This window comes from Mycobacterium sp. NPDC003323, assembly GCF_053589535.1.
Genome location: NZ_JBSFSB010000019.1, coordinates 19563 through 43946, shown reverse-complemented (window position 1 = coordinate 43946; position 24384 = coordinate 19563). Strand labels below are relative to the sequence as shown.

At 67.4% G+C, this 24384-nt stretch carries 27 protein-coding genes; 13 read left to right on the top strand and 14 right to left on the bottom strand.

Going from position 1 to position 24384, the window contains the following annotated elements; all coding sequences use genetic code 11:
* Positions 1-18: 18 nt before the first annotated feature.
* The 4 genes from ACWDUN_RS26315 to ACWDUN_RS26300 are packed head-to-tail and all read right to left on the bottom strand — an operon-like array spanning position 19 to position 4269.
* Positions 19-1044 (bottom strand): acyl-CoA dehydrogenase family protein, encoded by a 1026-nt coding sequence (locus ACWDUN_RS26315; protein WP_449933337.1) that lies wholly within the window; start codon positions 1042-1044, stop codon positions 19-21.
* The gene (locus tag ACWDUN_RS26310) at positions 1041-2210 is read right to left on the bottom strand and encodes an acyl-CoA dehydrogenase family protein (protein ID WP_449933335.1); all 1170 of its coding nucleotides are present in this window, start codon (positions 2208-2210) and stop codon (positions 1041-1043) included. The genes ACWDUN_RS26315 and ACWDUN_RS26310 overlap by 4 nt, the downstream gene beginning before the upstream one ends.
* A complete protein-coding gene (locus ACWDUN_RS26305; RefSeq protein ID WP_449933333.1) occupies positions 2207-3127 on the bottom strand; it encodes an acyl-CoA dehydrogenase family protein in 921 nt (306 codons plus the stop codon). Before ACWDUN_RS26305 ends, ACWDUN_RS26310 begins: the two co-directional genes overlap by 4 nt.
* The gene (locus ACWDUN_RS26300; RefSeq protein ID WP_449933407.1) at positions 3124-4269 is read right to left on the bottom strand and encodes an acyl-CoA dehydrogenase family protein; all 1146 of its coding nucleotides are present in this window, start codon (positions 4267-4269) and stop codon (positions 3124-3126) included. The genes ACWDUN_RS26305 and ACWDUN_RS26300 overlap by 4 nt, the downstream gene beginning before the upstream one ends.
* A 60-nt stretch (positions 4270-4329) precedes the next feature.
* Here ACWDUN_RS26300 and ACWDUN_RS26295 point away from each other — a divergent pair, with 60 nt between their 5' ends.
* Both ACWDUN_RS26295 and ACWDUN_RS26290 read left to right on the top strand, forming a co-directional pair.
* A complete protein-coding gene (locus ACWDUN_RS26295) occupies positions 4330-5097 on the top strand; it encodes a FadR/GntR family transcriptional regulator (RefSeq protein WP_449933332.1) in 768 nt (255 codons plus the stop codon).
* A gap of 16 nt (positions 5098-5113) precedes the next feature.
* Complete coding sequence (locus ACWDUN_RS26290; RefSeq protein ID WP_449933330.1) at positions 5114-5839, top strand: SDR family NAD(P)-dependent oxidoreductase; 726 nt, start codon at positions 5114-5116, stop codon at positions 5837-5839.
* On the opposite strand, the gene ACWDUN_RS26285 is transcribed toward ACWDUN_RS26290, so the two are convergent.
* Both ACWDUN_RS26285 and ACWDUN_RS26280 read right to left on the bottom strand, forming a co-directional pair.
* Positions 5830-6408, bottom strand: a complete 579-nt coding sequence (locus tag ACWDUN_RS26285) for a TetR/AcrR family transcriptional regulator (protein ID WP_449933328.1) — start codon at positions 6406-6408, stop codon at positions 5830-5832. The genes ACWDUN_RS26290 and ACWDUN_RS26285 overlap by 10 nt on opposite strands.
* Before the next feature lie 35 nt (positions 6409-6443).
* Positions 6444-6836, bottom strand: a complete 393-nt coding sequence (locus ACWDUN_RS26280; protein ID WP_449933406.1) for a nitroreductase family deazaflavin-dependent oxidoreductase — start codon at positions 6834-6836, stop codon at positions 6444-6446.
* 132 nt (positions 6837-6968) lie between these two features.
* On the opposite strand from ACWDUN_RS26280, the gene ACWDUN_RS26275 reads away from it, so the two are divergent.
* Complete coding sequence (locus tag ACWDUN_RS26275; RefSeq protein WP_449933326.1) at positions 6969-7607, top strand: TetR/AcrR family transcriptional regulator; 639 nt, start codon at positions 6969-6971, stop codon at positions 7605-7607.
* A 96-nt stretch (positions 7608-7703) separates the two neighbouring features.
* On the top strand, positions 7704-7970 hold the full coding sequence (locus tag ACWDUN_RS26270; protein ID WP_449933325.1) for a hypothetical protein: 267 nt from the start codon (positions 7704-7706) through the stop codon (positions 7968-7970).
* A gap of 30 nt (positions 7971-8000) precedes the next feature.
* Here the strand turns inward: ACWDUN_RS26270 and ACWDUN_RS26265 are convergent, their stop codons facing one another.
* Genes ACWDUN_RS26265 through ACWDUN_RS26250 form a run of 4 tightly spaced genes read right to left on the bottom strand, consistent with a single transcriptional unit; the run spans position 8001 to position 11570 of the window.
* Positions 8001-8903: a DUF1295 domain-containing protein gene (locus tag ACWDUN_RS26265; RefSeq protein ID WP_449933323.1), complete on the bottom strand. Its 903-nt coding sequence runs from the start codon at positions 8901-8903 to the stop codon at positions 8001-8003.
* 27 nt (positions 8904-8930) lie between these two features.
* Complete coding sequence (locus ACWDUN_RS26260) at positions 8931-9233, bottom strand: hypothetical protein (RefSeq protein ID WP_449933321.1); 303 nt, start codon at positions 9231-9233, stop codon at positions 8931-8933.
* Complete coding sequence (locus ACWDUN_RS26255; RefSeq protein WP_449933319.1) at positions 9230-10723, bottom strand: class I adenylate-forming enzyme family protein; 1494 nt, start codon at positions 10721-10723, stop codon at positions 9230-9232. The genes ACWDUN_RS26260 and ACWDUN_RS26255 overlap by 4 nt, the downstream gene beginning before the upstream one ends.
* 10 nt (positions 10724-10733) lie before the next feature.
* Entirely contained in the window at positions 10734-11570 is an 837-nt protein-coding gene (locus tag ACWDUN_RS26250; RefSeq protein ID WP_449933317.1) for an SDR family oxidoreductase, read from the bottom strand.
* A 218-nt stretch (positions 11571-11788) separates the two neighbouring features.
* Here ACWDUN_RS26250 and ACWDUN_RS26245 point away from each other — a divergent pair, with 218 nt between their 5' ends.
* Genes ACWDUN_RS26245 through ACWDUN_RS26230 form a run of 4 tightly spaced genes read left to right on the top strand, consistent with a single transcriptional unit; the run spans position 11789 to position 15760 of the window.
* Complete coding sequence (locus ACWDUN_RS26245; protein WP_449933315.1) at positions 11789-13366, top strand: methylmalonyl-CoA mutase family protein; 1578 nt, start codon at positions 11789-11791, stop codon at positions 13364-13366.
* Positions 13366-13770: a cobalamin B12-binding domain-containing protein gene (locus ACWDUN_RS26240; RefSeq protein ID WP_449933313.1), complete on the top strand. Its 405-nt coding sequence runs from the start codon at positions 13366-13368 to the stop codon at positions 13768-13770. The genes ACWDUN_RS26245 and ACWDUN_RS26240 overlap by 1 nt, the downstream gene beginning before the upstream one ends.
* Positions 13767-14723, top strand: a complete 957-nt coding sequence (locus ACWDUN_RS26235; protein WP_449933312.1) for an LLM class F420-dependent oxidoreductase — start codon at positions 13767-13769, stop codon at positions 14721-14723. Before ACWDUN_RS26240 ends, ACWDUN_RS26235 begins: the two co-directional genes overlap by 4 nt.
* Positions 14720-15760: a CaiB/BaiF CoA transferase family protein gene (locus tag ACWDUN_RS26230; protein WP_449933310.1), complete on the top strand. Its 1041-nt coding sequence runs from the start codon at positions 14720-14722 to the stop codon at positions 15758-15760. Before ACWDUN_RS26235 ends, ACWDUN_RS26230 begins: the two co-directional genes overlap by 4 nt.
* On the opposite strand, the gene ACWDUN_RS26225 is transcribed toward ACWDUN_RS26230, so the two are convergent.
* On the bottom strand, positions 15748-16044 hold the full coding sequence (locus ACWDUN_RS26225) for a 2Fe-2S iron-sulfur cluster-binding protein (protein WP_449933308.1): 297 nt from the start codon (positions 16042-16044) through the stop codon (positions 15748-15750). The two genes, ACWDUN_RS26230 and ACWDUN_RS26225, sit on opposite strands and share 13 nt — an antisense overlap.
* Positions 16045-16115: 71 nt before the next feature.
* Between ACWDUN_RS26225 and ACWDUN_RS26220 the strand changes: the two genes are divergently transcribed.
* Positions 16116-17507 carry a class I adenylate-forming enzyme family protein gene (locus ACWDUN_RS26220; protein ID WP_449933306.1) on the top strand — a complete coding sequence of 464 codons (1392 nt, stop codon included), beginning with the start codon at positions 16116-16118 and terminating at the stop codon, positions 17505-17507.
* 59 nt (positions 17508-17566) lie between these two features.
* On the opposite strand, the gene ACWDUN_RS26215 is transcribed toward ACWDUN_RS26220, so the two are convergent.
* Positions 17567-18331, bottom strand: a complete 765-nt coding sequence (locus tag ACWDUN_RS26215; protein ID WP_449933304.1) for an SDR family NAD(P)-dependent oxidoreductase — start codon at positions 18329-18331, stop codon at positions 17567-17569.
* 108 nt (positions 18332-18439) lie between these two features.
* On the opposite strand from ACWDUN_RS26215, the gene meaB reads away from it, so the two are divergent.
* From meaB to ACWDUN_RS26195, 4 genes are all read left to right on the top strand, one after another.
* On the top strand, positions 18440-19318 hold the full coding sequence (meaB, locus tag ACWDUN_RS26210) for a methylmalonyl Co-A mutase-associated GTPase MeaB (RefSeq protein ID WP_449933302.1): 879 nt from the start codon (positions 18440-18442) through the stop codon (positions 19316-19318).
* A gap of 78 nt (positions 19319-19396) precedes the next feature.
* Positions 19397-19810: a Zn-ribbon domain-containing OB-fold protein gene (locus tag ACWDUN_RS26205; RefSeq protein ID WP_449933301.1), complete on the top strand. Its 414-nt coding sequence runs from the start codon at positions 19397-19399 to the stop codon at positions 19808-19810.
* Positions 19811-19824: 14 nt separating this feature from the next.
* Positions 19825-20970 (top strand): thiolase family protein, encoded by a 1146-nt coding sequence (locus ACWDUN_RS26200; protein ID WP_449933299.1) that lies wholly within the window; start codon positions 19825-19827, stop codon positions 20968-20970.
* 46 nt (positions 20971-21016) lie between these two features.
* Positions 21017-21922, top strand: a complete 906-nt coding sequence (locus ACWDUN_RS26195; protein ID WP_449933297.1) for an enoyl-CoA hydratase — start codon at positions 21017-21019, stop codon at positions 21920-21922.
* A 59-nt stretch (positions 21923-21981) separates the two neighbouring features.
* On the opposite strand, the gene ACWDUN_RS26190 is transcribed toward ACWDUN_RS26195, so the two are convergent.
* Positions 21982-23604 (bottom strand): FAD-dependent oxidoreductase, encoded by a 1623-nt coding sequence (locus tag ACWDUN_RS26190; RefSeq protein ID WP_449933295.1) that lies wholly within the window; start codon positions 23602-23604, stop codon positions 21982-21984.
* Positions 23605-23625: 21 nt separating this feature from the next.
* Positions 23626-24348: an IclR family transcriptional regulator gene (locus ACWDUN_RS26185; RefSeq protein ID WP_449933293.1), complete on the bottom strand. Its 723-nt coding sequence runs from the start codon at positions 24346-24348 to the stop codon at positions 23626-23628.
* Positions 24349-24384 lie beyond the last annotated feature (36 nt).

Genomic DNA, 24384 nt, shown 5'->3' with positions numbered 1-24384 from the left:
GCAGAACGCCGACCGATATCAGCGGCCGTACCGCTGCGCCAACCTGCTGCGGTGCGTGACGGGGGTCCCGAACAGCGACCGGTTCAGCGTTGCCCGCTTGAGGTAGACGTGGATTCCGCTCTCCCAGGTGTAGCCGATCCCGCCATGCAACTGCATGGCCTTTCCCGCCACCGCGACCGCGATATCGGTGGCATAGGACTTCGCCATGGCGGAGGCCGGGCCGGCGTCCACGCCTCGGACGTGCGCGTCGACGGCGGCGTCGACGAGCTGACGAGCCACCCGGATCTGCACCAGCATGTCGGCACACGCGTGCTTGACGGCCTGGAACGAACCGATCGGACGGCCGAACTGGTGCCGGATCCCGACATAATCGACGGTGCGGGTCAGCATGGCCTCGGCAACGCCCACACTGTCGGCGGCGACCATGACAGCGCCGCGCGCGATCAGGCGTTCCATCGCCACCGGGTACGGCCATACCCGCTCGGGCCGAACGTCGTCGGCGGTCACGGTTGCGAGCCGGCGGGTCTCATCGAGGACCGACTGTGCCGTCACGGTCACATCGTGTGGGGCCAGGTCGACCAGCACCGGTGCGCCGCCGGCATCGGTGGCGGGCACCAACAGCCGGGTGGCCTGCGCGGCATCCGGCACGAAATGCGCGCTGCCGCGCAGGAGTCCGTCGCCGCTCAGTACGAACCCGGACTCCGGGAGCTCGCCGGTCGGCAGCACCGCCACCGGAAGCGCTCGGCCCTCGGCGGTCTCGGCGAGCAGTGTGTCGCGGGCATGCTCGGCCGGCAGCATCAGTAACGCGCCGATCCCGAGCGTCACGCCGAGGTGGCTGGAGGGGACAGCGGCCCTGCCGAGTTCCTCGGCGACAACCACGGTCTCGGCGAAGGACACCTCCGATCCGCCCAGCGGTTCGGCAATCTCCAGACCCGGCCAGCCGGCCTGGGTGATCAGCGACCAACCCGGCTCGCCGCCGCCGAGGAGATCCCGCGCCACCGAACGCAGCTCATGGTGAAGGTCAGCGAATTCCGGCACCGTCATGCTCCCACCGGCTCACGGGGCAGACCCAGTCCGCGCTCACCGATGATGGTGCGCTGGATCTCGCTGGCACCGCCCGGGATGGTCCATTCCCAGGAGCCGATGAAGTCCAGCACCCAGGCGCCGGATTCCCAGCCGCTGGAGATTGGTTTGGTCAGCACGGTGTGACCGGCCAATCCGCTGATCTGCGCGCCGAAGTCGGTCATCCGCTGCAGCAGTTCGCTGTAGAAGAGCTTGACGATCGAGGCGTCCGCCGGCCCCGTGGAGCGGCCTTCGACGATATCGCGGCACAACCCGCGCAGTCCGGTGATCTCGATCTCCAACTGCGCCAACCGGTCGGCCACCAACGATTCCGAGAGCAGTCCGGCGCGGCGGCATTCCTGCACCAGCCAGCCGAAACCGGCGTTGCCGAGCCGCTCGGCGAGCTCCAGCATGGTCATCCCGCGTTCGGCACCCAGGGTCTCCTGCGCGACCTGCCAGCCCCTGTTCTCCGGCCCCACGAGGTTGGCCACCGGTATCCGGACGTCATTGAGGAACACTTCGCAGAAATGCGATTCGCCGGTGGCCTGCCTGATCGGTCGGACCTCGATGCCGGGGCTGGTCATGTCCATCAGCAGGTAGGAGATACCGTGCCGCTTCTTGGCAGTCGGGTCGGTACGCGCCAGCAGCAGGCACCAATCGGCGTGCAAACCTCCGCTGGCCCAGACTTTCTGACCGTTGACGACGTATTCGTCACCGTCGCGCCGCGCCGCGGTGCGCAGTGCCGCCAGGTCGGACCCGGCCTCGGGTTCGGAGAAACCCTGCACCCAGATCTCACCGTTCAGGATCGCCGGCAGGTGACGACGGCGTTGCTCGTCGGTACCCGCGGCCAGCAGCGTGGAGGCGGCGTGGTGGATGCCGACGAAGGCCAGTACCAGCCGGGGCGCATCGTGCGCGGCCAGCTCTGAGTACAGCACGATCTGCTCGGCCACCGACATGCCGCCACCCCATTCGGCGGGCCAGTGCGGGACGGCGTAACCGGCCGAATGCAGTTCGGTGAACCATGCCTTCTGGAACCGTACATACTCTTCGTCACCGACCCCGGTCTGCGCGGCACGCCAATCGGTGGGAACGTGCTCGGCGCACCAGGTGCGGACCTGACGCCGGAACTCCTCCAGATCCCCGCTCATATCGCGTCGCTGTAGAGTCCGGTCAACCCGCGGGTACCCACCACGTCGGCGAGTGCGGACTGAGTCGCCGAGCGCCCCAACGGAAGCCGCCGCAACGGCTGGCTGTACCGGGACAACCAGGACAGCACCGTCTCATCGCAGAACCCGACGGCACCGTGCAGTTGATGGGTCACCCGGAAGATCAGCTCGGCCGCCTCGATCGCTGCCAAACGCAGCGCCAGGGCATCGGCCAACGCGTCATGTCCCTCGACGCCGGACAACGCGTAGCGGGCCAGCATTTCCAGTCCGCTGCGTTCCACCTCGGCGTCGGTGAGTTGGAACTGCACACCCTGGAACGTCGACAGCGGCTGACCGAACTGCCGGCGCAGCGTGACGTGCGCGACGGTGAGATCCAACGCGCGGTCGAGCATGCCGAGCAGGGTCCAGCACGGCAGCACCAGTGCCAGTGCGATATCGGCGGCACCGGCGTCGTCGATATCGGCAAGAGCCAGTGATGTCACGAAAGCGGTGCGCGGGTCGCGCGTCTCGGTGACCCGTGAGCGGTGTCCGGTCACGGTGACCGTGGCCCAATCGCCGGTGATCCCGGCCAGCGGCGCGCACGGCGTGGGGCCGGCGACCACGACCAAGCCGTCGACGTCGATATCGGTGGGGCGGGCCAGCCGCTCGGCCAGCGGATAGGGCAATCCCCAGTATCCTGCGCTGCGACACAGTGCGGCGGCGGCCTCGGCGGAGTCGGCGTCGTTGCGCGGCTCCAGATCCCAGGCGCCCAGGCCGGTCAGGACCGGCTCGACGAGTGCGCGGCGTTGATCGGGGTCGGCTTCGGCGCGCTGCAGCAGGGTGTCACCGCCGGCGGCCGCGATGGCGCGCATCGCCTGTTCGCCGTACTCGCGCGCCTCCGGGCTCAGATCGATGTTCACGATGCCGCCAACAGGTTCCGCGCCAACAGGATCCGCTGCATCTCGATGCTGCCGGAGGAGACCGTCGAGGGTTGGGAGTAGCGCCAGTGGTCCTCGACCTCGGCTCTGAAGATGGGTGCCTGTCCCTCGGGAAGCGCGGCGATGATCTCCATCAGCACCTCGGCGCTGTCCTGGTCGAGTTTGGTGACCGCGATCCGGTAGGCGGCCGAGTCGGTCGGCCGCACCCGGCCCTCGGCCTGCAGGGCGACCAGGCGGTAGGCCATCAGCCGGGCCCGCCGGCAATGCGTCAGCATCCGCACCCATCGGCCACGGAGTTCGTCGGGCAACGCGGCCCACTGTGCGCCCAACGCTTTCGGTGCCAGGTGCAGCAATCGCTCGCAGCGGGCGTAACGGGCGATGCCGACCCGTTCGAAGGCCAGCACGCTCTGCACCACGGTCCAACCGTCGTCGACCTCGCCCAGCACGTCGGCGTCGGTCACGCGCAGGTCGTCGAAGAACACCTCGTTGAGGTGGTGCGGGCCCATCATCGTCTGGATCGGGCGCACGGTGATGGCCGGATCCGACATGGGCACCAGGAAGATGGTCAGGCCTTGCTGCTTCTTCCGGACCTCACCCTCGCCGATCTTCGTTGTCCGCGCCAACAGGAAGCACCACTGCGCCATGGTTGCGTAGGACGTCCAGATCTTCTGTCCGTTGATCAACCACCCGTCGCCGTCGCGTACCGCCGTGGTGCGCAGTGAGGCGAGGTCCGAACCCGCCTCGGGCTCCGAGAACCCCTGGCACCAGATGACCTCGCCGGCCGCGATCGGGGGCAGGTGCTGCCTCTGCTGCTCGGCGGTGCCGTGGCGCATGATGATCGGTCCCACCCAGTTGACCCCCATGTACTGGGCGCCGCGCGGTTCGTGGTGCGCCCACATCTCCTCGCGCACCACCGTCTGCTCCCACGCCGAGGACGCCCGCCCACCGAACTCCTCCGGCCAGGACATGCACAGTAGTCCGCGGTCGGCGAGCAGTCGGCAGAACGCCTGGGCCACCTCCAAATCCGCGGGGTCGTGGGTGAACGCGCCCAGATAGTCGTCGGGCACATGCTCTTGCACCAGGCCGCGCAGCTCACTGCGCAGCGCGGCGGCCGTCGCCCCCATCTCGAAGTCCACGCCAGCGATGGTAGGTCAATCCTTATAAGGATTGCTAGTATTGCGGATGTGCGAATCCCGCAGCAGCGCATCGCGGAGACCGTCGCGGCCGAACTGCGTGACCGGATCCTCGCCGGCGCGGACCGGCTGCCGACCCAGGATCAGTTGGTGACCGAGTTCGGCGTCAGCTATCCGTCGGTGCGTGAGGCGCTGCGCATCCTGGAGACCGAGGGTCTGGTCACGGTGCGACGCGGAAGCGTCGGTGGTGCCGAGGTGCACCGGCCCGACGAGTCCTCGGCGGCGTATCACCTCGGACTGGCGTTGCAGGGTGCCGCGGTGTCACTGGGTGACCTGGCATCCGGACTGCAGCTGCTGGAACCGTTGTGTGCCGCCGAGGTGGCGCGTCGCCCGGACCGGATGCGCGCCGCCGTGCCCGCACTGACGCGCAATGTCGATGCCTGCGCCGAGGTCGTCGCCGACGGCGCGGCCTTCACCCGCACCGCCCGCGAATTCCACGATCTGATGGTGCAATTCACGCCGAATGCCACGGTGCGCCATATCGTCGGCAGCCTGGTGGCGCTGTGGTCGGCGCAAGAGGAGAAGTGGGCCGACGCCGTCATCAAACGCGGTGAGTACCCCTCGCCGGCCGCGGCGCGCGGCGCGGTGCGCACCCACCGCCGCCTGGTGGACGAGATCGCGGCCGGAAACTCCGCCGAGGCCGAACGGATCGCGCGCAAGCACCTTGCGGCCACCCAGGCGGTGCTGCTGGATCGCTTCACCGACGATGTGGTGCGCGCGGCGCGTGGCGCAAAGCCGCACCAACGGCGCGGCTGCTGACCTACCGTGTCTGCCCATGGGCGCAGTGGTGGTCACCGGAGCGGCATCGGGTATCGGGCGTGCGAGCGCGCAGGCGCTGGTCGCCGACGGTCGCAGCGTGGTGCTGTGGGATATCGCACCCGAGGTCGTCGATGTCGCAGCCGAACTCGGTATGCCGGGCGCGGTCGTCGATGTCACGGATACGGCGACCGTGGCCGATTCGGTCGGATCCCTCACGGGCGTCGACGGATTGGTGCATGCCGCGGGCCGCGTCATACCGGAACCGGTCGGTGCCTATACCGAAGAGTCCTGGGATGCGGTCCTCGATGTGAACCTGCGCGCCCACGCCATGCTGGTGCAGCTGCTCCTCCCGCAGCTTGAGGCCAGCGCGCGCGACGGCGGGTCGCCCGCGGTGGTCGGCATCTCCAGTATCGAAGGGCTGACGGCGAATCCGTTCATCCCGGCCTACTGCGCGTCCAAGGCGGGATTGTTGGGACTGACGCGGTCGATGGCGGCCCAACTCGGTCCGGCCGGTATCCGGATCAACGCGGTATGCCCGGGTTTCATCCACACCCCCATGCTGCAGGTCGCCCTCGACATCGATGAGGTCCGCCAGGGTTTCGAGCAGGCCGCGCCGCTGGGCCGGATCGGCGATCCCGAGGAGGTGGCGGCGGCGGTGGCGTTCCTGATGTCGCCCAAGGCCTCGTTCATCACCGGCACGTATCTGGTGGTAGACGGGGGAGTGACCAGCCGTCACCCCTGAGGCAGATCCAGGATGCGGCGGGTGACCTTCAGGATCTGGCTGCGTAGGGTGGCGTCGTCGACATCGGTGACCAGCGGATGCATCACCGCCGCGCTGAGCGCCCCGGACATCACGGCGGCATTGACCCGCGCCTCCACGCCGGCGCCCTCGCCGAGCAGCACCTGGTAGAGCCGTTCGATGAACGCCGCGAACGGTTGGTGCTCGGCGAGCAGGCGCACGACCACGGGATCGAATTGCAGGACGCCGGTCAGTTGGCGGCGGGTGACGGCCAGATCGACCACGCGGGTCAGCAACACATCGCGCGCGCTCACCCGATCCGGCTCGGCCTCGGCGGCGTCCACGGCGTCCTGCAAGGCCGCCAGTTCGGTCTCGGCGACGGCGATGACGACCTCGTCCTTGCTCTTGAACTGATGGTAGACAGCGGCTTTGGTGACGCCGACGGCATCGGCGATCATCTGCAGTGAGGTGCCGCTGACCCCGTGCGTGCCGAACAGATCCAGGGCGGCGTCGATGACGCGTCGCTGCGCCGCGCTGTAGGTGGCGGGGGTCAGTCTGCCGGTGGTGCTCACCGCATCAGGGTAGTCGAGCGGCTAGTGCGACGATGTCACGCCGGATCCATCCGGAAGATCGGCATCCGGCCGAGCAGCGCCTCGAACTCGTCGGGGCTGCCATCGGTGACCAGTCCATCCTGCCGCAGGAACCCGACCCAGCCGGGAATCTTGCTGGGCAGGATGCGCAGCAGTGGCCGGGCTTCGTCATCGGGCAGTTCGATGGCGCGCACCCGCTCGACGCGGCGTCCGCGGCTGATCGACGCGTCGGGGTTGGCGCGCGCGTTGGCGATCCAGGACGCCTCCGGCGCCGCCGCGACATACTGCCGTCCGTCGACGAACATCGGCGTCACGGGTGTGGATCGCGGTTGCCCGGATTTGCGACCGATCACGGTGAGGATCACCGGGCCCTCTGCGCCGAATCGAATCCCGAGTCGCGACAGCGCCATGATCGCGGCATTCCCGGGCTTGATGTACCAGGGGAGTTTCACATCGCCTCCAAGTTGAGTGTATGCCTCAAGTTATTTGTCATGAGACTACCGGTATGTTGAGGGTGTGTGTCAACTTATTCGGGAGGTGTGATGACCGAGCGGCGCGCGCTGCGTGCGGACGCCCGCCGCAACGTCGAGAAGCTGCTCGATGCGGCCCGTGCGGTATTCCGCGACCGCGGCCTCGGGGCGCCGCTGGAGGCGGTCGCCACCCACGCCGGCGTCAGCATCGGCACGTTGTACAACCGGTTCCCGACCCGCCAAGACCTCATCGACGCCGCACTGCCGGAGCTGCTCGGCGAGAGCATCAGCGTCTTATCCGAGCGAGCGCTCGCGGCGGCCTCGGCGTGGGATCGCTTCGCCGCCTACGTTCTGGGCCTGAGCGAGTTACAGGCCCGCGATCATGCTTTCAGCGATGCGATGTGCCACTCGCGGCACGCCTCGCCGGCCGTCGAGCAGATCTGTCATGCAGGCTTGTCGCTCGGCGCGCGTTTGATCGCCGAGGCGCAGGCCGAGGGCGCACTACGCGACGACGTCACCGTCGACGATGTCTTCACCGCGTTGTGGCTCAACGCCAAGCTGGCCGAATGTGGCGGTGCTGAGGGTGGTGTCGTGGCGCAGCGGCAGATGGCCTTGCTGCTCGATGGAATGCGCGCAGAATCCGCCGACGGGTCGCTACCGGGTGACGCCACAGCCGCCTCAGCAGTTGCCAACAACCTCATGTGTTTATGAACCAGCTCACAGATGCCGTCCATTTGGTTTACCCGCGGGGCGTATGCGGTACCTAGCAGCCGTTCACACAGGTGCTCACCGAGGAGGAAAACTCCCATGAATCTCAAAAAGCTGATCGCCGGTGCCGCCGTTGCCGGTGGCCTGGTGGCGGGTCCGCTTGCCGCCGCCGGAATGGCAACCGCCGAGCCCATGCCGATGCCGCCGCCCGCGCCGCCCGCCGGCCCGTCCGTGGGCACCGCACCCGCGTGGGCCCCACCGAAGCCCGTCGACCCGGCGTGGGCGCAAGGCAACCCGCAGGTGTGGGACAACGGCTGGAATCACTGGGGCGTCTGGATCAACGACGTCTTCGTCCCGACCTACTGATCCGGTCTTCGTGAGCGCGCCCGCTCGGCATCACGCCGAGCGCGGCGCGCTTTCGCGTTTCGGCGGCCACGGCACGAACCGGGGCACTCGGTCGATGACGTCTTGATACGACGGCCGGCGCTGCAGGCTGCGCTGCTCCATCATCGGGATGCTGGCGCCCAGGAACATCGCCAGGATGGCCACCGCACCGATGACCGACAACCACCACAAGCCGGGATCGGCGGCGATGCCGAACAACGCCAGAGCGGCCCAGAAACTGAACTCGCCGAAGTAGTTCGGATGCCGCGACCAGCTCCACAGCCCGCGATCCATCGCCTGACCTTCTCGGCGTTCGGCGACGAAGCGGTGCATCTGGACATCGGCGACGAGTTCCACTGCGACGGCCGCCAAACCCACGACCAGCGCGATCCAGCTCAACCAGACCAGGCCCGGATCGGGTCTGGTGATCGCGACGTAGACCGGCACCATGGCCAGGAACACCTGGAACGTCGGAATCAGGTGAATGGCAACGAGGTCGGCGACGATCTCGAAACGGCCCGCCCGCTGCTTGAACATCGGGTACCGCCAATCCTCGTGATGCAGACCGGGAAAGGCGTACACCCAGTTGGCTGTCAACCGGATAGCCCACAGCACCACCACGACCGTGATGAGCCATGCCCGCAGCAGATCCACCTCCGGTGCCGCGCGATACCACCAGTAGCACAACAGCAGCGGTGGGATGACGCTCCAATAGGCGTCGTAGAAACTGGAATTCCGGTAGACCCGGCTGAACACGAAGATCACCAGTGTCGCCAGCACATCGGCGATCAGGGTGTCCAGCCACAGCCGCTCGGTGGTAGGACCCCACCACAGCCATGCCACCGCGACGGCAATCGCGACGACATAGGCCGCCGTGACCAACCAGAGTGACCGCGTCTTGCCGATGGTCGTCATCATCGGAGCCTAACCAGGCTCGCAGCGTCAGTCGCTGGCAGGCAGCGGCTTTGCCTCCTTGATCGCGAGCGGGGTGTCCCCGATGCTCAGCGTGCCCGCGCCCGCCTTCGTCACCAGGATCTCCGCGCCGCTGTCATCGACATAGCGCTTGCCCATCAGATTGCCCTCCGACAGTGCGGGATCCAGCGTCAGGCCCTCGGCGGCGGACTCGCCGACCGGGACCAGCGGTGCTCCGCCGGCCCGTAGATCGTCGAGGGCGTCGGAACTGCGCACCACGATGACCTGGGTGTCGCAGACCTGGCTCTGCAGGCGGGTGCCGTTCTTGATCATGCGGGCTCCTTATCGTTGAGTTCGCTGACGAGTTCCCGGCGCAGCACTTTGCCGGTCGCGTTGGTGGGAAGTTCGGCGCGAAAGACCACCCGATCGGGGGTGCGTGAGCCGCGCAGTTGCGCGCGCACGAAACTGCGCAACTCCTCTGCATCGGGGTCGGTGCCCACCGCGGGGACGACGACGGCCACGATGATCTGTCCCCATTGAGGATCCTCGGCGCCGACCACCGCGCAGTCCCGCACCGCCGGATGCTCGACCAACACGTCCTCGATCTCGGCCGGGGCGATGTTCTCCCCGCCGCGGATGATGGTGTCATCGGAGCGACCGCCGATGAACAGGTAGCCGTCCTCGTCGAGGGTGGCGACATCCTTGGTGGGGAACCAGCCCTGCTCGTCGAGCACCGAGCCGATGCCGGTGTAGCGGCCCGACACCTGCTCGCCGCGGACGAACAGTTCACCGGTTTCGCCTGCGCCCAGCACGGTTCCGTCCTCGGCGCGGATCTGCACCTCGATACTGGGCACCGGCTGGCCGACGGAGCCGAGCCGCCGGGCCACCGCGGCATCGTCGGAGGCCAGGGCCACGCGGTGATCGTCGGGGGTGAGCACCGCGATCGTCGAACTGGTCTCGGTCAGGCCGTAGGCGTTGACGAAACCGACCGCGGGCAGCAGCTCGAGGGCCTTGCGCACCAGCGGAAGTGCCACCTTCGACCCTCCGTAGGCCAGCGTGCGTAGCGTCGGGAGCCCGGTGCGCTGCTCCTCCAGCACCGTGACGATCCGATCCAGCATCGTCGGCACCACGGTGGCCGAGGTGACGCCCTCGGCTTCCACCAGCCGCACCCATTCGCGCGCGTCGAACTGGGGCAGGTAGACCATCTTTCGCCCGGCGTACAGATTCGACAACGCCGCCGACACTCCGGCAATGTGGTACGGCGGTACGCAGATCAGCGCCGCGTCACCGTCGGCGGCCGAGGCGAACTCGACGGTACCGGTGATATAGCTGGTCAGGTTGTTGTGCGTCAGCTCAACGGCTTTCGGCGCCGAGGTGGTGCCCGAGGTGAACAGCACCACGCCGACGGAATCCGGATCCGCGAACTCGGCCGCGGGCTCGGCCGTGCGGGCCTGGGCCAGGAATTCCTGCGAACCGATCACCCGGTAGCCGTCGCCGACGGCGTCGCGGTATTCGCCGTCGACGATCACGAGGGGGTCGGGCAACCGGTCGATGAGCGCGCGCAGCCCGTCGGCCGAGAGTCGGTAGTTCAATGGTGTCACCGCCACCCCGGCGCGTGCGGCCGAGAACAGCAGCAGCGGTAGCAATGCGCCGCCGGTCCCGACGTAGGCGACGTGGCCCGCCCCGGATGCCGCCACCACACCGGCGCCGCCATCGGCGAGCGCGCTCAGTTCCTGCACGGTCAGTCGCAGATCACCGGACACGACCGCGGTGCGGTCCGGGTCGGCCGATGACGCCATTTCCAGCAGCAACGAGATACTCATGACTTGGGGTTCATTTCTTGTCGACGAAGATATCCCAGATGGGGTCGTCCCCACCCCCGTAACGGGACAGGTCGGTGATTCCTGCATGGGCCAGTACGTCGGCGTCGATGAAGGTCTGTCCGTTGGCCTTCTCGGGTGGACCGGTCAGGATCTGCACCGCCGCGTCGGCCATGATCTCCGGGCTGCGCGAGGCCGAGGCCAGGTTGTCGCCGTCGGCCATATTCGTCACCGCCGAGGTGGCGATGTAGGTCTGCGGCCACAGGCAGCTGAACCCGATGCCCGAGTCCCGGTACTCCTGCGCCCAGCCCAGCGACAGCAGCGTCATCCCGTACTTGGACACGGTGTAACTGGGGTGCGCGCCGAGCCAGTGCGGGTTCAGGTTCAGCGGCGGAGCCAGCGTGATGACGTGCGCACCGGACGACTTGCGCAGATAGGGCAGCGCGGCCTTGGTCAGCAGGAAGGTGCCGCGCACGTTGATGTCCATCATCAGGTCGTACTTCTTGGCCGAGAGTTGCTCGGTCGGCTCGGCGGCGATGGCGCTGGCGTTGTTGACCACGATGTCGATCCCGCCGAAGGACTGCACCGCGGTGTCCACGGCGCGCGCCACGTCCTCCTCCTTGCGGACGTCGCCGACGACGGCGACGGCCTTGGCGCCGACCGCCTCCACATCGGCGACCGCGGTGTGCACGGTGCCCGGCAGCTTGGGATGCGGTTCGGCGGTCTTGGCCAACAGCACCACATTGGCCCCCTGCTTTGCGGCGCCGAGGGCGATGGCCAGCCCGATGCCGCGGCTGCCGCCGGAAACCAGCAGCGTGCGGTCGGCAAGCGGGCGTTGCTCGCTGGACATAGAGACTCCTTGGACGACGGTCGTGCTTGACCTAGATGGTATTGGCATTCTCATTTTCAGCAAGTGTCATAATCGCGCATGGCCTGCGCAGACGGTTCGGCGGGGGCGGGTTGGGCGACTCGGAGTTGCGGCCGAACATGCGCTCGCAAGCCGTTAGGGTGCATGTTTTCGGTGTGCGGTATTGGCATTCTCATTTTTTGGAAGTACGTTATCCAACGATGAGCGATGACGTCTTGACCCCGTCGGGTATCCCGCTGGCCCCGGTCTACGGGCCGGCCGACCGCGCGCAGGACCCGCCCGCGCCCGGTGAGTACCCGTTCACGCGCGGCAATTTCGCGTCCGGCTACCGCGGTAAAACGTGGACCTTCCGCCAGTATTCGGGGTTTGGTACCGCCGAGGAGTCCAATCAGCGGTATCGGTATCTGCTGGATCAGGGCGGCACCGGATTGTCGGTGGCCCTCGATCTGCCGACCCAGTGTGGTTATGACTCCGACGACCCCGAGTACGGCGAGGAGGTCGGCCGCGTCGGCGTCGCGGTGGACACCCTGGCCGACGCCGAGATCCTGTTCGATGGCATCCCGCTGGACAAGATCAGCACCAGCTTCACCATCAACGGCACCGCGGCGATCCTGCTGGCCTTTTACGTAGCGGCCGCGGAGAAGACGGGCGTGCCGCGCGAAAAGCTGACCGGCACCATCCAGAACGACATCCTGAAGGAGTACGCCTCGCGCGGTACCTGGATCTGGCCGCCGGAGCCGTCGCTGCGGTTGATCGCCGACACCATCGAGTTCTGTGCGGCCGAGGTGCCGCGCTTCAACGCGATCTCGGTGGCGGGGGCACACTTCCGCGATGCCGGCGCCAATGCCGTGCAGGAGATGGCCTTCACGCTGGCCGACGGGGTGACCTACTGCGACACCGTCGTCGAGCGCGGGCGGATGACCATCGACAAGTTCGCGCCGCAGATCTCGTTCTTCTTCTACACCCATGGCGATTTCTTCGAGGAGATCGCCAAATACCGGGCGGGACGGCGGCGTTGGGCCACCATCGTGCGGGAGCGCTACGGCGCCACCACCGACAAGGCCGCGATGTTCCGGTTCGGCTGCGTGTCCGGGGGAGCCTCGCTGTACGCGCCGCAGGCGCAGAACAACCTGGTGCGCGTCGCCTATGAGGCACTGGCCTCGGTGCTCGGCGGCGTGCAGTCGATGTTCACCGCCGCCTGGGACGAGCCGTTCGCGCTGCCGTCGGAGGAATCGGCGACGCTGGCGCTGCGTACCCAGCAGATCCTGGCCTACGAGACCGGGGTCACCAAGGTGGCCGACCCGCTGGGTGGTTCGTATTTCGTCGAGGCGCTCACCGATGCCACCGAAAAGAAAATCATCGAGATCATGCGCGATCTCGAGGACCACGGCGGAATGGTGCGCTGCATCGAGGATGGATATCTGCAGGGCCTGATCGCCGACGAGGCGTTCAAGATCCACAACGAGGTCGAGTCTGGCGTGCGCCCGGTGGTCGGGGTGAACAAGTTCGTCGTCGACGAGCCGGCCCCCGATCTGGCCACCTACGAGCTCGACGCCGAGGGGCGCGACAAACAACTCGCGCGACTGGCGAAGGTCAAGGCCGAGCGTGACGACGTCGCGGTGAAAGAGGCACTGGCCGCGCTGTCCCGGGCAGCCGAGGGAGACGACAATCTGATGCACAAGCTGATCGACTGTGCCAACGCCTATTGCACGGTGGGGGAGATGGTTTCGGCACTCAAGGCCGTGTGGGGCGAGTTCGTGCAACCGGTGGTCTTCTGATGGCGACCCGAGTGCTGGTCGCCAAGCCCGGTCTGGACGGACACGACCGCGGCGCCAAGATCGTCGCCCGCACGTTGCGCGATGCCGGTTTCGAGGTCATCTACACCGGCATCCGGCAGCGTATCGAGGACATCGTGTCCATCGCACTTGCCGAAGATGTTGCGCTCGTGGGCCTTTCGATCCTTTCCGGTGCGCATGTGGCGATGACGACGCGTACCGTGGATGCGCTGCGTGCCGCCGATGCCGGTGACATCGCCGTGGTGGTGGGTGGCACCATCCCGGAATCCGATGTGCAGAAACTGCTCGACGCCGGCGCCGCGGCGGTGTTCCCGACCGGCACCGCGCTGGACACCCTGGTGACCGAGGTGCGAGCGCTGACCGAGAAGGCAGGAGAGCCCGCATGAGACTCGGTGTGATGATCGGGGCCGAGCGCGGCGATATGTCGCGCAAGGTCAAGAAGCTGATCTCCGATATCAAATGGGCCGACTCGGCGGGTCTGGCCACGGCGTGGATGCCGCAGGTGCCCGACGATTTCGACCTGCTGAGCATGGTGGCGTTGATGGCCTCGCACAGCACACGCATCGAACTGGGCACGGCGGTGGTGCCGCTGCAAGCCCAGCATCCCATCGCGCTTGCCCGCCAGGCCCTTTCGGTGCACGCCATCTCCAACGGTCGGCTGGCGCTGGGTGTCGGGCCGTCACACCACTGGATCATCCGCGACATGCTCGGGCTGCCGTACGACAAGCCGGCCGCCTACACCCGCGACTATCTGCAGGTACTCAACGCCGCACTCGCCGGACCCGGTCCCGTCGATGTCGAGAACGACCACTTCACCGTGCACAACCCGACCGCCCTGGCCGCCGAGACGCCGATGCCGGTGCTGGTGGCCGCACTCGGGCCGGTCATGCTGCAGATCGCCGGCGAGCACGCCGACGGCACCTCGCTGTGGATGGCCGACGAGAAAGCCATCGGTGAGCACATCGCGCCGAAGATCACCAAGGCCGCCGCCGACGCCGGTAAGCCGGCACCCCGGATCGTGGCCGGTATCCCGGTGACCTTGTGCGCCAACTCCGAGATCGACGAGGCCAAGGCGCGCGCCGACCGGATCCTGGCCGAGGCCGAGACCTCCCCGAACTATCAGCGCCTGCTCGACCGCGGCGATGCGCGCACCGTCGGAGATCTCTGCGCTGCCGGTGACGAAGAGGCGATCCTTAAGCGGTTCAAGGCGTTTGCCGATGCCGGCGTCACCGACCTGTCGGTGCGGCTGCTGCCGATCGGGGACAACCGCGATGAGCTGATCGCCTCCAAGTACCGGACCCGCGAGGTGATCGCCGAGCTCGCCAAGCAGGTGTCGTGACCTCGGGGCCGCTGGCCGGCATCCGGATCATCGAGGTCGGTGTGATGCTGGCCGGCCCGTATGCCAGCATGCTGCTGGCCGATCTGGGGGCCGAGGTCATCAAGGTCGAGCCGCCCGGCGGGGAGATCTCGCGTCAGGTCAGCGACAGCTACTTCGCCAGCCTGAACCGCAACAAGCGCAGTGTGTGCCTGGATCTGCGCACGGCCGACGGACAGGCCGGCCTGGCCGAGCTGGTGGCAGATTCGCATGCGCTGCTGGTGAACATGAAGCCGTCGGCGATCAAGAAGCTGGGTCTGACCTACGAGACTCTGCGCACGCACAACCCGAAGATCGTCTGCGTCGCGCTCACCGGGTACGGGTTGCACGGCGGGGATGATCCGGCCTTCGACTACGTCATCCAGGCCGCCACCGGCGTCGCGGCCATGACCGGAGATCCCGGGGGTCCGCCGACGTTGCCCGGGTACTCGGCGGCCGACAACTCGACGGGGCTGACCGCCGCACTCGGATTGCTGGCCCAGATCATCGCCGGCCGCGGCGGCCAAGTCGACGTCTGCCTGCGTGACGTCATGCTCTCGCAGCTGAACTATCGGGCGGCGGCCTATCTGAACGACGGGGCGGCACCGACGCGGTACCCGTTCGGTGCGCATTCGTATTACGTTCCGGCGCAATTGTTCCCGACCGCCGACGGATACCTGGCGCTGTTCATCACCCACGACGGGTTCTGGCGCTCGTTCGCCGCCGAGGCCGGGCTCACCGGATTCACGACCATGGCCGAACGCGCGGCCGGCCGCGACGAGGTACTGGCCGCGGTGACCGCCGCGCTGGCCGGCGATACGGCCGTCGATTGGGAACGGCGACTCAAACCGCTCGGCATCCCGGCGGCGGCGGTCCGCTCGCTGCCCGAGGCGCTGGACGACACACCCGAGATGGTGGTGCGCGCCGGTGATTTTCGGCTGGTGGCCAGTCCGATCCGGGTCGACGGTTTCGAGCCGGAGTACCGCGCCGCACCGCTGTTCGAGGCGACTCAGTCGTCGTAGTCGACGGTCAGCGGACCGGGATCGGGTACGGCTTGGCAGGTGAGCACGTAACCCTCCTGCACCTCGTCGTCGTCGAGAGCGTCGTTGACCTTCATGCTGGCGCTGCCCTCGGTCAGCTTGGCGATGCAGGTACCGCAGTTACCGGCCTCGCACGCGAACGGCGGCGTCAGTCCGGCGCGGCGGGCCGTCTCCAGTAGCGTGTCGCCGGCGACCGGACGTGTCGTGGTGCGCGCACCGTCGAGCACGATGGTCACTTCGTCGGCGGGCACGGGTTCGGCCGTCATCAGCTCTCCTGGGCGTGTGATTCTGACAAACGGAGAATATCATTCTCCGTTGCGGATAAGATAGTCGGTCGATGGCCCTGAACAGTGCACCCGTGCTTGCCTTCGGAGACCGCCAGTACACCCTGGCCGATCTCGATGCGCTCGCCGACGGGATGGCCGCGACGCTGTCCGCTCGCGGCGTGACCGCCGGTGACCGCGTCGTGCTGATGTCCTCCAACCGGCCCGAGTTCGTCATCGCACTACGGGCCGTGTGGCGCCTGGGGGCCGCGGTGGTGCTGATCAGTTCGGCATGGAAACGCGCCGAGGTTGCACACGCGCTGGCGCTGACCTCACCGGTGCTCGGCATCGGGGATGTGGCACTGCTCGACGAACTGCTACCGGTCGTGCACCTGGACGACCCGATCGCACCGGGCGAAGGTGGCTGGGATCCGGTACCTGCCGGGGCCGATGCGCTGTTCGTCTTCAGCTCTGGTACCACCGGGATGCCCAAGGCCGTCCGGCACACGCACGCGGGTTTCGCTGCGGCCGTGCGGCATTGGCGGGATGCACTGGGGTTGACCGAGGCGGACCGCATGCAGATCATTACACCGCCGTCCCATATCCTCGGCCTGCTCAACATCGCGACGGTGCTCGACACCGGCGCTTGGATGCGTCTGCACTCCCGCTTCGACATCGACCGCATGCTCGGCCATATCCAGGACGACCGCATCACCATCGAGATGGCGGTCGCGCCCATCGCGCTGGCCATCGCCGCGCACCCGGATCTGGAGCGTTATGACCTGTCCTCGCTGCGCTACATCATGTGGTGTGCCACTCCGGTGACCCGCAGCGTGGCCGATGCCGTCACCGAACGGGTCGGCGTGCCATGGGTATCGGCCTATGGCGCCAGTGAATTACCCGTCATCTCCTGCTGCCCCATCGGAGAAGCACGTCTGGACACCGTGGGTAAGCCGGTGCCCGGTGTGCAGGTGCGCATCGGTGAGTTCGGCGAGATCCAGGTGCGGTCGGAGTCGGTGATGGCCGGCTACCTGCCCGACGACGCGACCGCCGGCGCCTTCGACGACGGGTGGTACCGCACGGGAGATATCGGCGAACTCGATGACGAGGGTTGGCTGCGGATCACCGACCGACTCAAGGAGATGATCAAGGTCCGCGGGTTCCAGGTGGCGCCCGCCGAGGTCGAGGCGGTGCTGCACGGTCACCCCGCGGTGGCCGACTGCGCGGTGTTCGGCGTGCCGCACGATGCCGACGGTGAAGCCGTGGTGGCCGCGGTCGCGGCGGCGGGGTCGGTCACCGAACAGGAACTCATCGACCTGGTGGCGCAACGGTTGTCGACGTACAAGCGGCCCCGCCGCGTCGTCTTCGTCGAAGAGATCCCACGGCTGCCGTCGGGCAAGGTGTTGCGTCGCCTGCTGCGCGACGGTCACCTTTCTTCGGGCGAGCAGACGCCAATGGCCCCGTGATCTCGTACTTTTGGGGCCCTTCACGTCTGTTCGCGGTCAGAAGGTGAGCTCGCCGAGCGTCACTTGGGCGGGAAGCGCAGTGCCCCGTCGAGTCGGATGATCTCACCGTTGAGGTAGTCGTTCTCGATGATGCTCTGCGCCAGCTGCGCGTACTCGCTGGAGCGGCCCATCCGCTTGGGAAACGGGATCTGCGGGGCCCAGTACTGCTCGAGCTGATCGGCGGCCTTGCCATAGGCGGGGGTGTTGATGGTGCCCGGCGCGATGGTGTTGACCCGAATACCCAACGGCGACAGGTCACGGGCGGCGACCAGCGTCATGCCCAGCACACCGCCCTTGGCCGCGGCATACGGCAGCTGACCGACCTGGCCCTCGTAGCCGGCGATGGACGCGGTGTTGACGATGACGCCGCGGCCACCTTCTTCCAACGGCTCGGTGCGGGCGATGGCCGCCGCTGCGAGCCGCAGCACGTTGAAGACCGCGGTCAGATAGAACTTCACCGTCGTCTCGAAACCGTCGAGGCCCAGCGGCGAACCGTCCTTGCCGATCAACCGGCCGCCGACGGCCGGGCCGCCGTGGGTGTCCACCGAGATACGCAGCGGGGCAAGCGCTTCGGCCTCGGCGATCGCGGCATTGACCGATTCTTCGGAGGTGGCGTCGGTGCGGACGTACTTGACGCCGAGTTCGTCGGCGAGCTTGGGGCCCTTCTCGTCGGCCAGATCCGCCACGACGACCTTGGCGCCGGCGGCATGCAACCGCCGGACCGTCGCTTCTCCGAGACCGCCCGCGCCGCCGACGACGAGCGCTGAGCTACCGGCGATATCCATGTGTGAACCCCTTCTTGCGACCGCCACTCTCTTTCGATGAGAATAGCATTCTCATAAGATTGCCGAAGGGGTGACGACCGTGGATCGCAGCGCCATAGAGTCGCACCGATGACCGTCACCGAACTTCTGGACGCCGCCCGTGATGGCTCGCTGCGTGCCATCGGCAGACTGCTGAGCCTGGTCGAGAGCGACCGGCGCGGTGAGGTGCTGGCCGAACTGCCGGCGGGGCAGGTGCGCACCATCGGTGTCACCGGGCCACCGGGAGCGGGAAAATCCACCACAGTGGCGGTGCTGGTTTCCGCGTACCGGGCGGCCGGTCTTCGCGTCGCCGTCCTGGCCGTCGACCCGTCCTCGCCCTACAGCGGGGGAGCGTTGCTCGGCGACCGGATCCGGATGGCCGCCCATATCAACGACCCGGGTGTCCTGATCCGGTCGGTGGCGACCCGTGGGCACCTGGGCGGGTTGGCCGCGGCCGTCCCGGCGTCGATCACGCTGCTCGGAGCCCTGGGCTATGACCTCATCGTGCTGGAGACCGTCGGAGTCGGGCAGTCCGAGATCGAGATCGCCGCGGTGGCCGATCCGACCGTGGTGATCCTCAATCCCGGCGCCGGCGATGCCATCCAGGCCGCGAAGGCGGGCCTGCTGGAGGTCGCCGACATCATCGTCGTCAACAAGGCCGACCGCGACGGCGCCGAACAGACCGCCCGCGAGCTGCACATCGAAACCGGCCTGCCCATCCTGAAGATCAGTGCCGTGCAGAACACCGGTATCGACGAGCTGGTGGCCGCCATCGACGCCCACCATCGTGCCGACACCGCCGAGCGTCGCGGCGCCCGGGCGCGACTGCAGATCCTGTCGCTGGCGCAGACGGCGCTGAGGGCGCACAACGGACTCGATGGGCTGGCTTGCTCGGTGGCCGACGGCGAGATGGATGTCTACGCCGCGGCCACGCGATTGTTGGACGGTGCGCAGGTCACACCCGAATGAGAATGTGGTTTCCGATTTGTAGAAATGCTACTGTGCGAATTCGTTAATCAATTCTTCTACAGGTAGCCGAGGAGCCTGATGCAGAAGGCGCTTGCCCCCGAGATTTCCACCTGGCCGGATGAGGATCCGCAACTCATCGGCAGCCGGTGCGGTGCCTGTGCGGCGACAACGTTCCCGCGCCAGCAGCGCTGCCCGAAATGCAGCAAGGCGCAGATGTCCGATGTGCTGTTGCCTCGGCGCGGCACCGTGGTCGCGTGGACGACGCAGGGATTCCCGCCCGGCGCGCCGTACGCCGGCCCGACCGGGAAGGACTTCGAGCCGTTCGGGGTCGGACTCGTGCAGCTGGGCGACGAGATCCGCGTCGAGGGACGCCTCACCGAGAACGACCCGGAGAAGCTGAGTTTCGGCATGGAGGTCGAGCTGGTCATGGCGCCGTTCGCTACCGATGCCGACGGCGCCGAGCTCGTCACGTTCTGGTTCAAGCCGGTTTAGACAAGGACTTTCAGATGACCAATGACGTAGCCATCATCGGCGTCGGGATCCACCCGTTCGGCCGGTTCGACAAGACCGCGATGGAGATGGGTGCCGAGGCCATCCAGGGCGCACTGACCGATGCCGGTCTGGAGTGGAAGGACATCCAGTTCGGCTTCGGCGGCAGCTATGAGGTGTCCAATCCCGACGCGGTGACCCGACTGGTGGGCCTGACCGGAATCACGTTCACCAACGTTTTCAATGCCTGTGCCACATCGGCATCGGCCATCCAGCAGACGGCCGACACCATTCGGCTGGGCAAGTACGACATCGGCATCGCGATCGGTCTGGACAAGCATCCGCGCGGCGCCTTCACCGACGATCCGGCCAAGCTGGCGCTGCCGCAGTGGTATGCCAACAACGGCCAGTTCGTCACCACCAAGTTCTTCGGCATGAAGGCCAACCACTACATCCACAAGCACGGCATCTCGGAGGAGACGCTGGCGCGGGTCGCCAACAAGAACTTCCGCAACGGTGAGCTGAATCCGAACGCGTTTCGGCGCAAGGAGATCTCCGTCGAGGAGATCATGGCTTCCCCGGTGCTGAACTATCCGTTGCGCCAGTACATGTTCTGTGCGCCAGACGAGGGTGCCGCCGCGGTCATCATGTGCCGCGCAGACATTGCGCACAAGTACACCGACAAGCCGGTGTATGTGCGCGCCAGCGAGATTCGCACCCGCACCTACGGTGCCTACGAGGTGCATGCCACCTCGGCACCATTGGACGAGGACCCCTCACCGACGGTGTTCGCCGCCAAGGCCGCCTATGAGGCCGCCGGTATCGGGCCCGAGGACGTCGACATCGCGCAGTTGCAGGACACCGACGCCGGCGCCGAGGTCATCCACATGGCCGAGACCGGACTGTGCGCCGACGGCGAGCAGGAGAAGATGCTGATCGACGGCGCCACCGAGATCACCGGGTCGATCCCGGTCAACACCGACGGCGGCCTGATCGCCAACGGTGAGCCGATCGGTGCCTCGGGCCTGCGGCAGATGCATGAGCTGGTGCGGCAGCTGCGCGGTGAGGCGGGGGAGCGGCAGGTGCCAGGCAATCCGCGGGTGGGGCTGGCCCAGGTGTACGGTGCGCCCGGTACCGCCTCGGCGACCATTCTGTCGTTGTAGTTGCCCCGAGCGGTAACGCCGTTCTCCGAGGAATAGAGTGCGATTCATGGCTGATAATCCGGACTATCGCTTCGTCACCTACGAAACCCTCGACGAGGGCACCATCGCGCGGATCATGTTGAACCGCCCGGAGGCACGTAACGCGCAGAACCGCGGAATGCTCGTCGACTTGCACGATGCGTTCCTGCGCGCCGAGGCCGACGACACCGTGCGGGTGGTGATCCTGGGCGGGCACGGTCCGATGTTCTCGGCCGGCCACGATGTCGGTTCCAAGGTGCAGATAAGCGAGTACTCTCCGGGACCGGACCAGCATCCGAGCTTCACCGTGAACGGCGGAACCCGCGACGGCGCGGAGAAGTTGATGCTGCAGGAGTGGCACCACTACTTCGAGAACACCCGCCGCTGGCGCAACCTGCGCAAGATCACCATCGCCTCGGTGCACGGCGACGTCTACGCGGCGGCGCTGATGTTGATGTGGTCCTGCGACCTGATCGTCGCGGCCGACAACACCCGCTTCACCGACGTGGTGGGCACCCGGCTCGGCATGTGCGGTGTCGAGTACTTCGCGCACCCATGGGAATTCGGCGCGCGCAAGACCAAGGAGCTGATGCTCACCGGCGACACCCTCTCGGTGGAGGAGGGCCACGCCCTCGGCATGGTGTCCAAGATCTTCCCGGCCGACGAACTCGCCGACAAGACCCTGGAGTTCGCCCGGCGCATCGCCAAGGTACCGACGATGGCCGCGTTGCTGATCAAGGAGTCGGTGAACCAGACCCAGGACAACCAGGGCTTCTACAACTCGCTGAACGCGTGCTTCACCATGCACCAGCTCAACCACAGCCACTGGTCGCAGGTGCACGAGAACAAGTTCCCGGTCGGGCTGGCCGAGGACGGACTGCTGGACTGGCGCACCGCGGGCCCGCCCGAGCCGGCGCGCAAGGACCAGCCCTAGTTTTCACTGCGATTTCGGTGAGGTTCCGTGCGATGTCCGCACGAAACCTCACCGAAACGCTATGGGATGGGGGCGGATTCGCGGGTGGCGGCGGCGTAACCGCTGCGGTACCCGAAGGTCATCGCCGGGCCGAGGGTGCCACCCGCACCGCCGTAGGCCTTGCCCGTCACACCGGCCATCGCATTACCCGCGGCATACAGTCCGGGGATCGGTTTCCCGCTGACGTGCAGCACCCGTCCGTCGCGGTCGGTGCGCGGACCGCCCTTGGTACCCATGGCGCCGATCGCCACCGGCACGGCGTAGTACGGCGCGGTGTCCAGCGGACCGAGCGTCTGCAGAGCCGGGCCGGCCGCCGACTGATCGCCCCAGTAGCCGTCGTATGCGCTGGCGCCGCGCCCGAAGTCGGGATCCTGCTCATGCTCGACACCGGTGTTCCAGGCATCGATGGTCCGGCGCAGCCCTTCGGCGGCGATGCCGGTCCGCTCCGCGAGGTCCTCCAGGGTGGCCGACTTGTTGAACCAGTCCGGTGCCTCACCACCGGGCTCGACGCCCAGGAAGCCGTAGCGCTTGAGGTGCTGATCGTCGAAGACGATCCAGGCCGGGTCGTTGAGGTAACCCGAACGCGGATCGAGGTGGTGGAACGGGCCGGCCATCGAGTTGTACTCGCCGGCCTCGTTGAGGAAGCGCTTGCCGGCGCGGTTGACGATGATGCTGCGCGGTCGGGTGCGTTCCAGACGCACGCTGCGGCTGCGTGGCTTCCCGCCCAGGGTGTCGCCGGGGATCTGCACGATGGGCACCCACCAGGCTTCACCCATATTGGCCAGATCGGCGCCGTGCGCCATCGCCATGCGCAGGCCGTCGCCGGTGTTGTTGGGCGGTGACACCGGCCCACGCATCGGCCCGCGCAGATAGGCCTCGACCAACTGGGGGTCCCATTCGAAACCGCCGGTGCCCAGGATCACGGCCTTGTCGGCCCGGACCCGGATATCGCTGCCGCCGTGCTGAATTCGTACCCCGGTGATGCCATCGGCGGATCCGTACAGCTCGACGGCGCGGGCCTCGGTGACCGGTTCGATGCCGCGGTCGAGCAGGCCCTTGAGCAGCCCCGCGATCAGCGCGGTACCCGCCACGCAGTAGTCGCCGTCCAGATCGTCGACGGCGGCGTGGATGCGGGCCCGGGTCTCGGCGTCGATGCCGACATTGCTGAAGTCCACCGGGAACGCGGTGATGCGGTCATGCCATGCACCCAGCGTGGCCAGATCGACGGGTTTGGCGTTCAGCGATCGCCCACCTTTCGGGCGTCCGCCGGGCAGTTCGGGTTTGTAATCGGGGAAGCCCTCGGCGATCTCGAAGCGCAGATCGCTGTGCTGTTCGAGATGATCCAGCATGGCCGGACCGGTGCGCACGAAGGTCTCGACGAGGTCGCGGTCCATGGCACCGAGGGACTGCGCCTCAAGGTATTTCAAGGCGTCCTCGACGGACAGCTCCTCACCGGCCATCCGCCGATGCGCCGGAATCCACACGATGCCGCCGGACACCGCGGTGGTACCACCGACGGTGGAGGCCTTCTCGTACACCGCGACGCTCACGCCGGTGGCAGCGGCGGTCAGCGCCGCCGACAGCCCGGCACCGCCACTGCCGAGGACGACGACGTCGACTTCGTGGTCCCATGAATCGGACACGGTCACAGTCCTTTCTGATGTTCAGCCGAGAATCTCGGAGAGTTGCTTCGCCGCGCGGATCACCGCATCGCGGCCTTTGAGGACGACATCCTCTCGGTGCGAGATCAGATTGATGCAGGTCGGCGGAGACGGCGGGCGCCGGCGCACGGGTACCGCGAGCCCGTAGGTGTCCGGCTCGATCTCACCGTGGGTGATGACCCAGCCCTGGTCGCGGGCCCGGCGGACCAGTTCACGTTCACCGGGCCGCGGCGGCATGCTCGCCAACAGCGCGATACCAGCGGCGCCGCGCTCGAGCGGATGGCGGCTGCCCTCGTGAAAGGACAATTGGTAGAAGACCAGGGTCGGCACGATCACCGCGATGGCCACCTGTTGGTCTCCCTCGGCGACCAGAAGCGACACCGTGGTGCCCAGGTCGTCGGCGAGCAGTCGCAGGGTCGGCATGGCGAGTTGGCGCACATTGTTGTCGAAGGATGCGCCGAGCACGGCCAGGGCCGCAGCCGGTCGATATCTGCCGTCCTCACCCTTGGTGATGAAGCGAGCCTGCGCCAGCGTGCTCAGCAATCGATAGGCGATGGTGCGGTGTACCCCGACGTGGTCGGCGACCTCGGCGGCGGTGACACCGTGGGGCGCGCTGGTGACGGCCTGCAAGGCCGAAAGTCCGCGCGCAAGCGTCTGTGAACCGGCCGCCGGACGGTCGGTCGAATCGCGCCCCGACCTTGGGTCGAGTCCCTTGACAGACGTCATCGTGAGAGTGATGCTCTATAGATAGTGCACATTGGT

Excerpts from the sequence above, each read along its gene's own strand:
- ACWDUN_RS26205 (WP_449933301.1), top strand. The coding sequence starts at position 19,397 with ATGCAGAAGGCGCTTGCCCCCGAGATTTCCACCTGGCCGGATGAGGAT.
- ACWDUN_RS26260 (WP_449933321.1), bottom strand. The coding sequence starts at position 9,233 with ATGATCAAGAACGGCACCCGCCTGCAGAGCCAGGTCTGCGACACCCAG.
- ACWDUN_RS26265 (WP_449933323.1), bottom strand. The coding sequence starts at position 8,903 with ATGACGACCATCGGCAAGACGCGGTCACTCTGGTTGGTCACGGCGGCC.
- ACWDUN_RS26280 (WP_449933406.1), bottom strand. The coding sequence starts at position 6,836 with ATGGCGCTGTCGCGACTCGGGATTCGATTCGGCGCAGAGGGCCCGGTG.
- ACWDUN_RS26185 (WP_449933293.1), bottom strand. The coding sequence starts at position 24,348 with ATGACGTCTGTCAAGGGACTCGACCCAAGGTCGGGGCGCGATTCGACC.
- ACWDUN_RS26310 (WP_449933335.1), bottom strand. The coding sequence starts at position 2,210 with ATGAGCGGGGATCTGGAGGAGTTCCGGCGTCAGGTCCGCACCTGGTGC.
- ACWDUN_RS26290 (WP_449933330.1), top strand. The coding sequence starts at position 5,114 with ATGGGCGCAGTGGTGGTCACCGGAGCGGCATCGGGTATCGGGCGTGCG.
- ACWDUN_RS26250 (WP_449933317.1), bottom strand. The coding sequence starts at position 11,570 with ATGTCCAGCGAGCAACGCCCGCTTGCCGACCGCACGCTGCTGGTTTCC.
- ACWDUN_RS26315 (WP_449933337.1), bottom strand. The coding sequence starts at position 1,044 with ATGACGGTGCCGGAATTCGCTGACCTTCACCATGAGCTGCGTTCGGTG.
- ACWDUN_RS26235 (WP_449933312.1), top strand. The coding sequence starts at position 13,767 with ATGAGACTCGGTGTGATGATCGGGGCCGAGCGCGGCGATATGTCGCGC.
- ACWDUN_RS26215 (WP_449933304.1), bottom strand. The coding sequence starts at position 18,331 with ATGGATATCGCCGGTAGCTCAGCGCTCGTCGTCGGCGGCGCGGGCGGT.
- ACWDUN_RS26195 (WP_449933297.1), top strand. The coding sequence starts at position 21,017 with ATGGCTGATAATCCGGACTATCGCTTCGTCACCTACGAAACCCTCGAC.
- ACWDUN_RS26255 (WP_449933319.1), bottom strand. The coding sequence starts at position 10,723 with ATGAGTATCTCGTTGCTGCTGGAAATGGCGTCATCGGCCGACCCGGAC.
- meaB (WP_449933302.1), top strand. The coding sequence starts at position 18,440 with ATGACCGTCACCGAACTTCTGGACGCCGCCCGTGATGGCTCGCTGCGT.
- ACWDUN_RS26240 (WP_449933313.1), top strand. The coding sequence starts at position 13,366 with ATGGCGACCCGAGTGCTGGTCGCCAAGCCCGGTCTGGACGGACACGAC.
- ACWDUN_RS26225 (WP_449933308.1), bottom strand. The coding sequence starts at position 16,044 with ATGACGGCCGAACCCGTGCCCGCCGACGAAGTGACCATCGTGCTCGAC.
- ACWDUN_RS26270 (WP_449933325.1), top strand. The coding sequence starts at position 7,704 with ATGAATCTCAAAAAGCTGATCGCCGGTGCCGCCGTTGCCGGTGGCCTG.
- ACWDUN_RS26300 (WP_449933407.1), bottom strand. The coding sequence starts at position 4,269 with ATGGGGGCGACGGCCGCCGCGCTGCGCAGTGAGCTGCGCGGCCTGGTG.
- ACWDUN_RS26245 (WP_449933315.1), top strand. The coding sequence starts at position 11,789 with ATGAGCGATGACGTCTTGACCCCGTCGGGTATCCCGCTGGCCCCGGTC.
- ACWDUN_RS26275 (WP_449933326.1), top strand. The coding sequence starts at position 6,969 with ATGACCGAGCGGCGCGCGCTGCGTGCGGACGCCCGCCGCAACGTCGAG.
- ACWDUN_RS26220 (WP_449933306.1), top strand. The coding sequence starts at position 16,116 with ATGGCCCTGAACAGTGCACCCGTGCTTGCCTTCGGAGACCGCCAGTAC.
- ACWDUN_RS26200 (WP_449933299.1), top strand. The coding sequence starts at position 19,825 with ATGACCAATGACGTAGCCATCATCGGCGTCGGGATCCACCCGTTCGGC.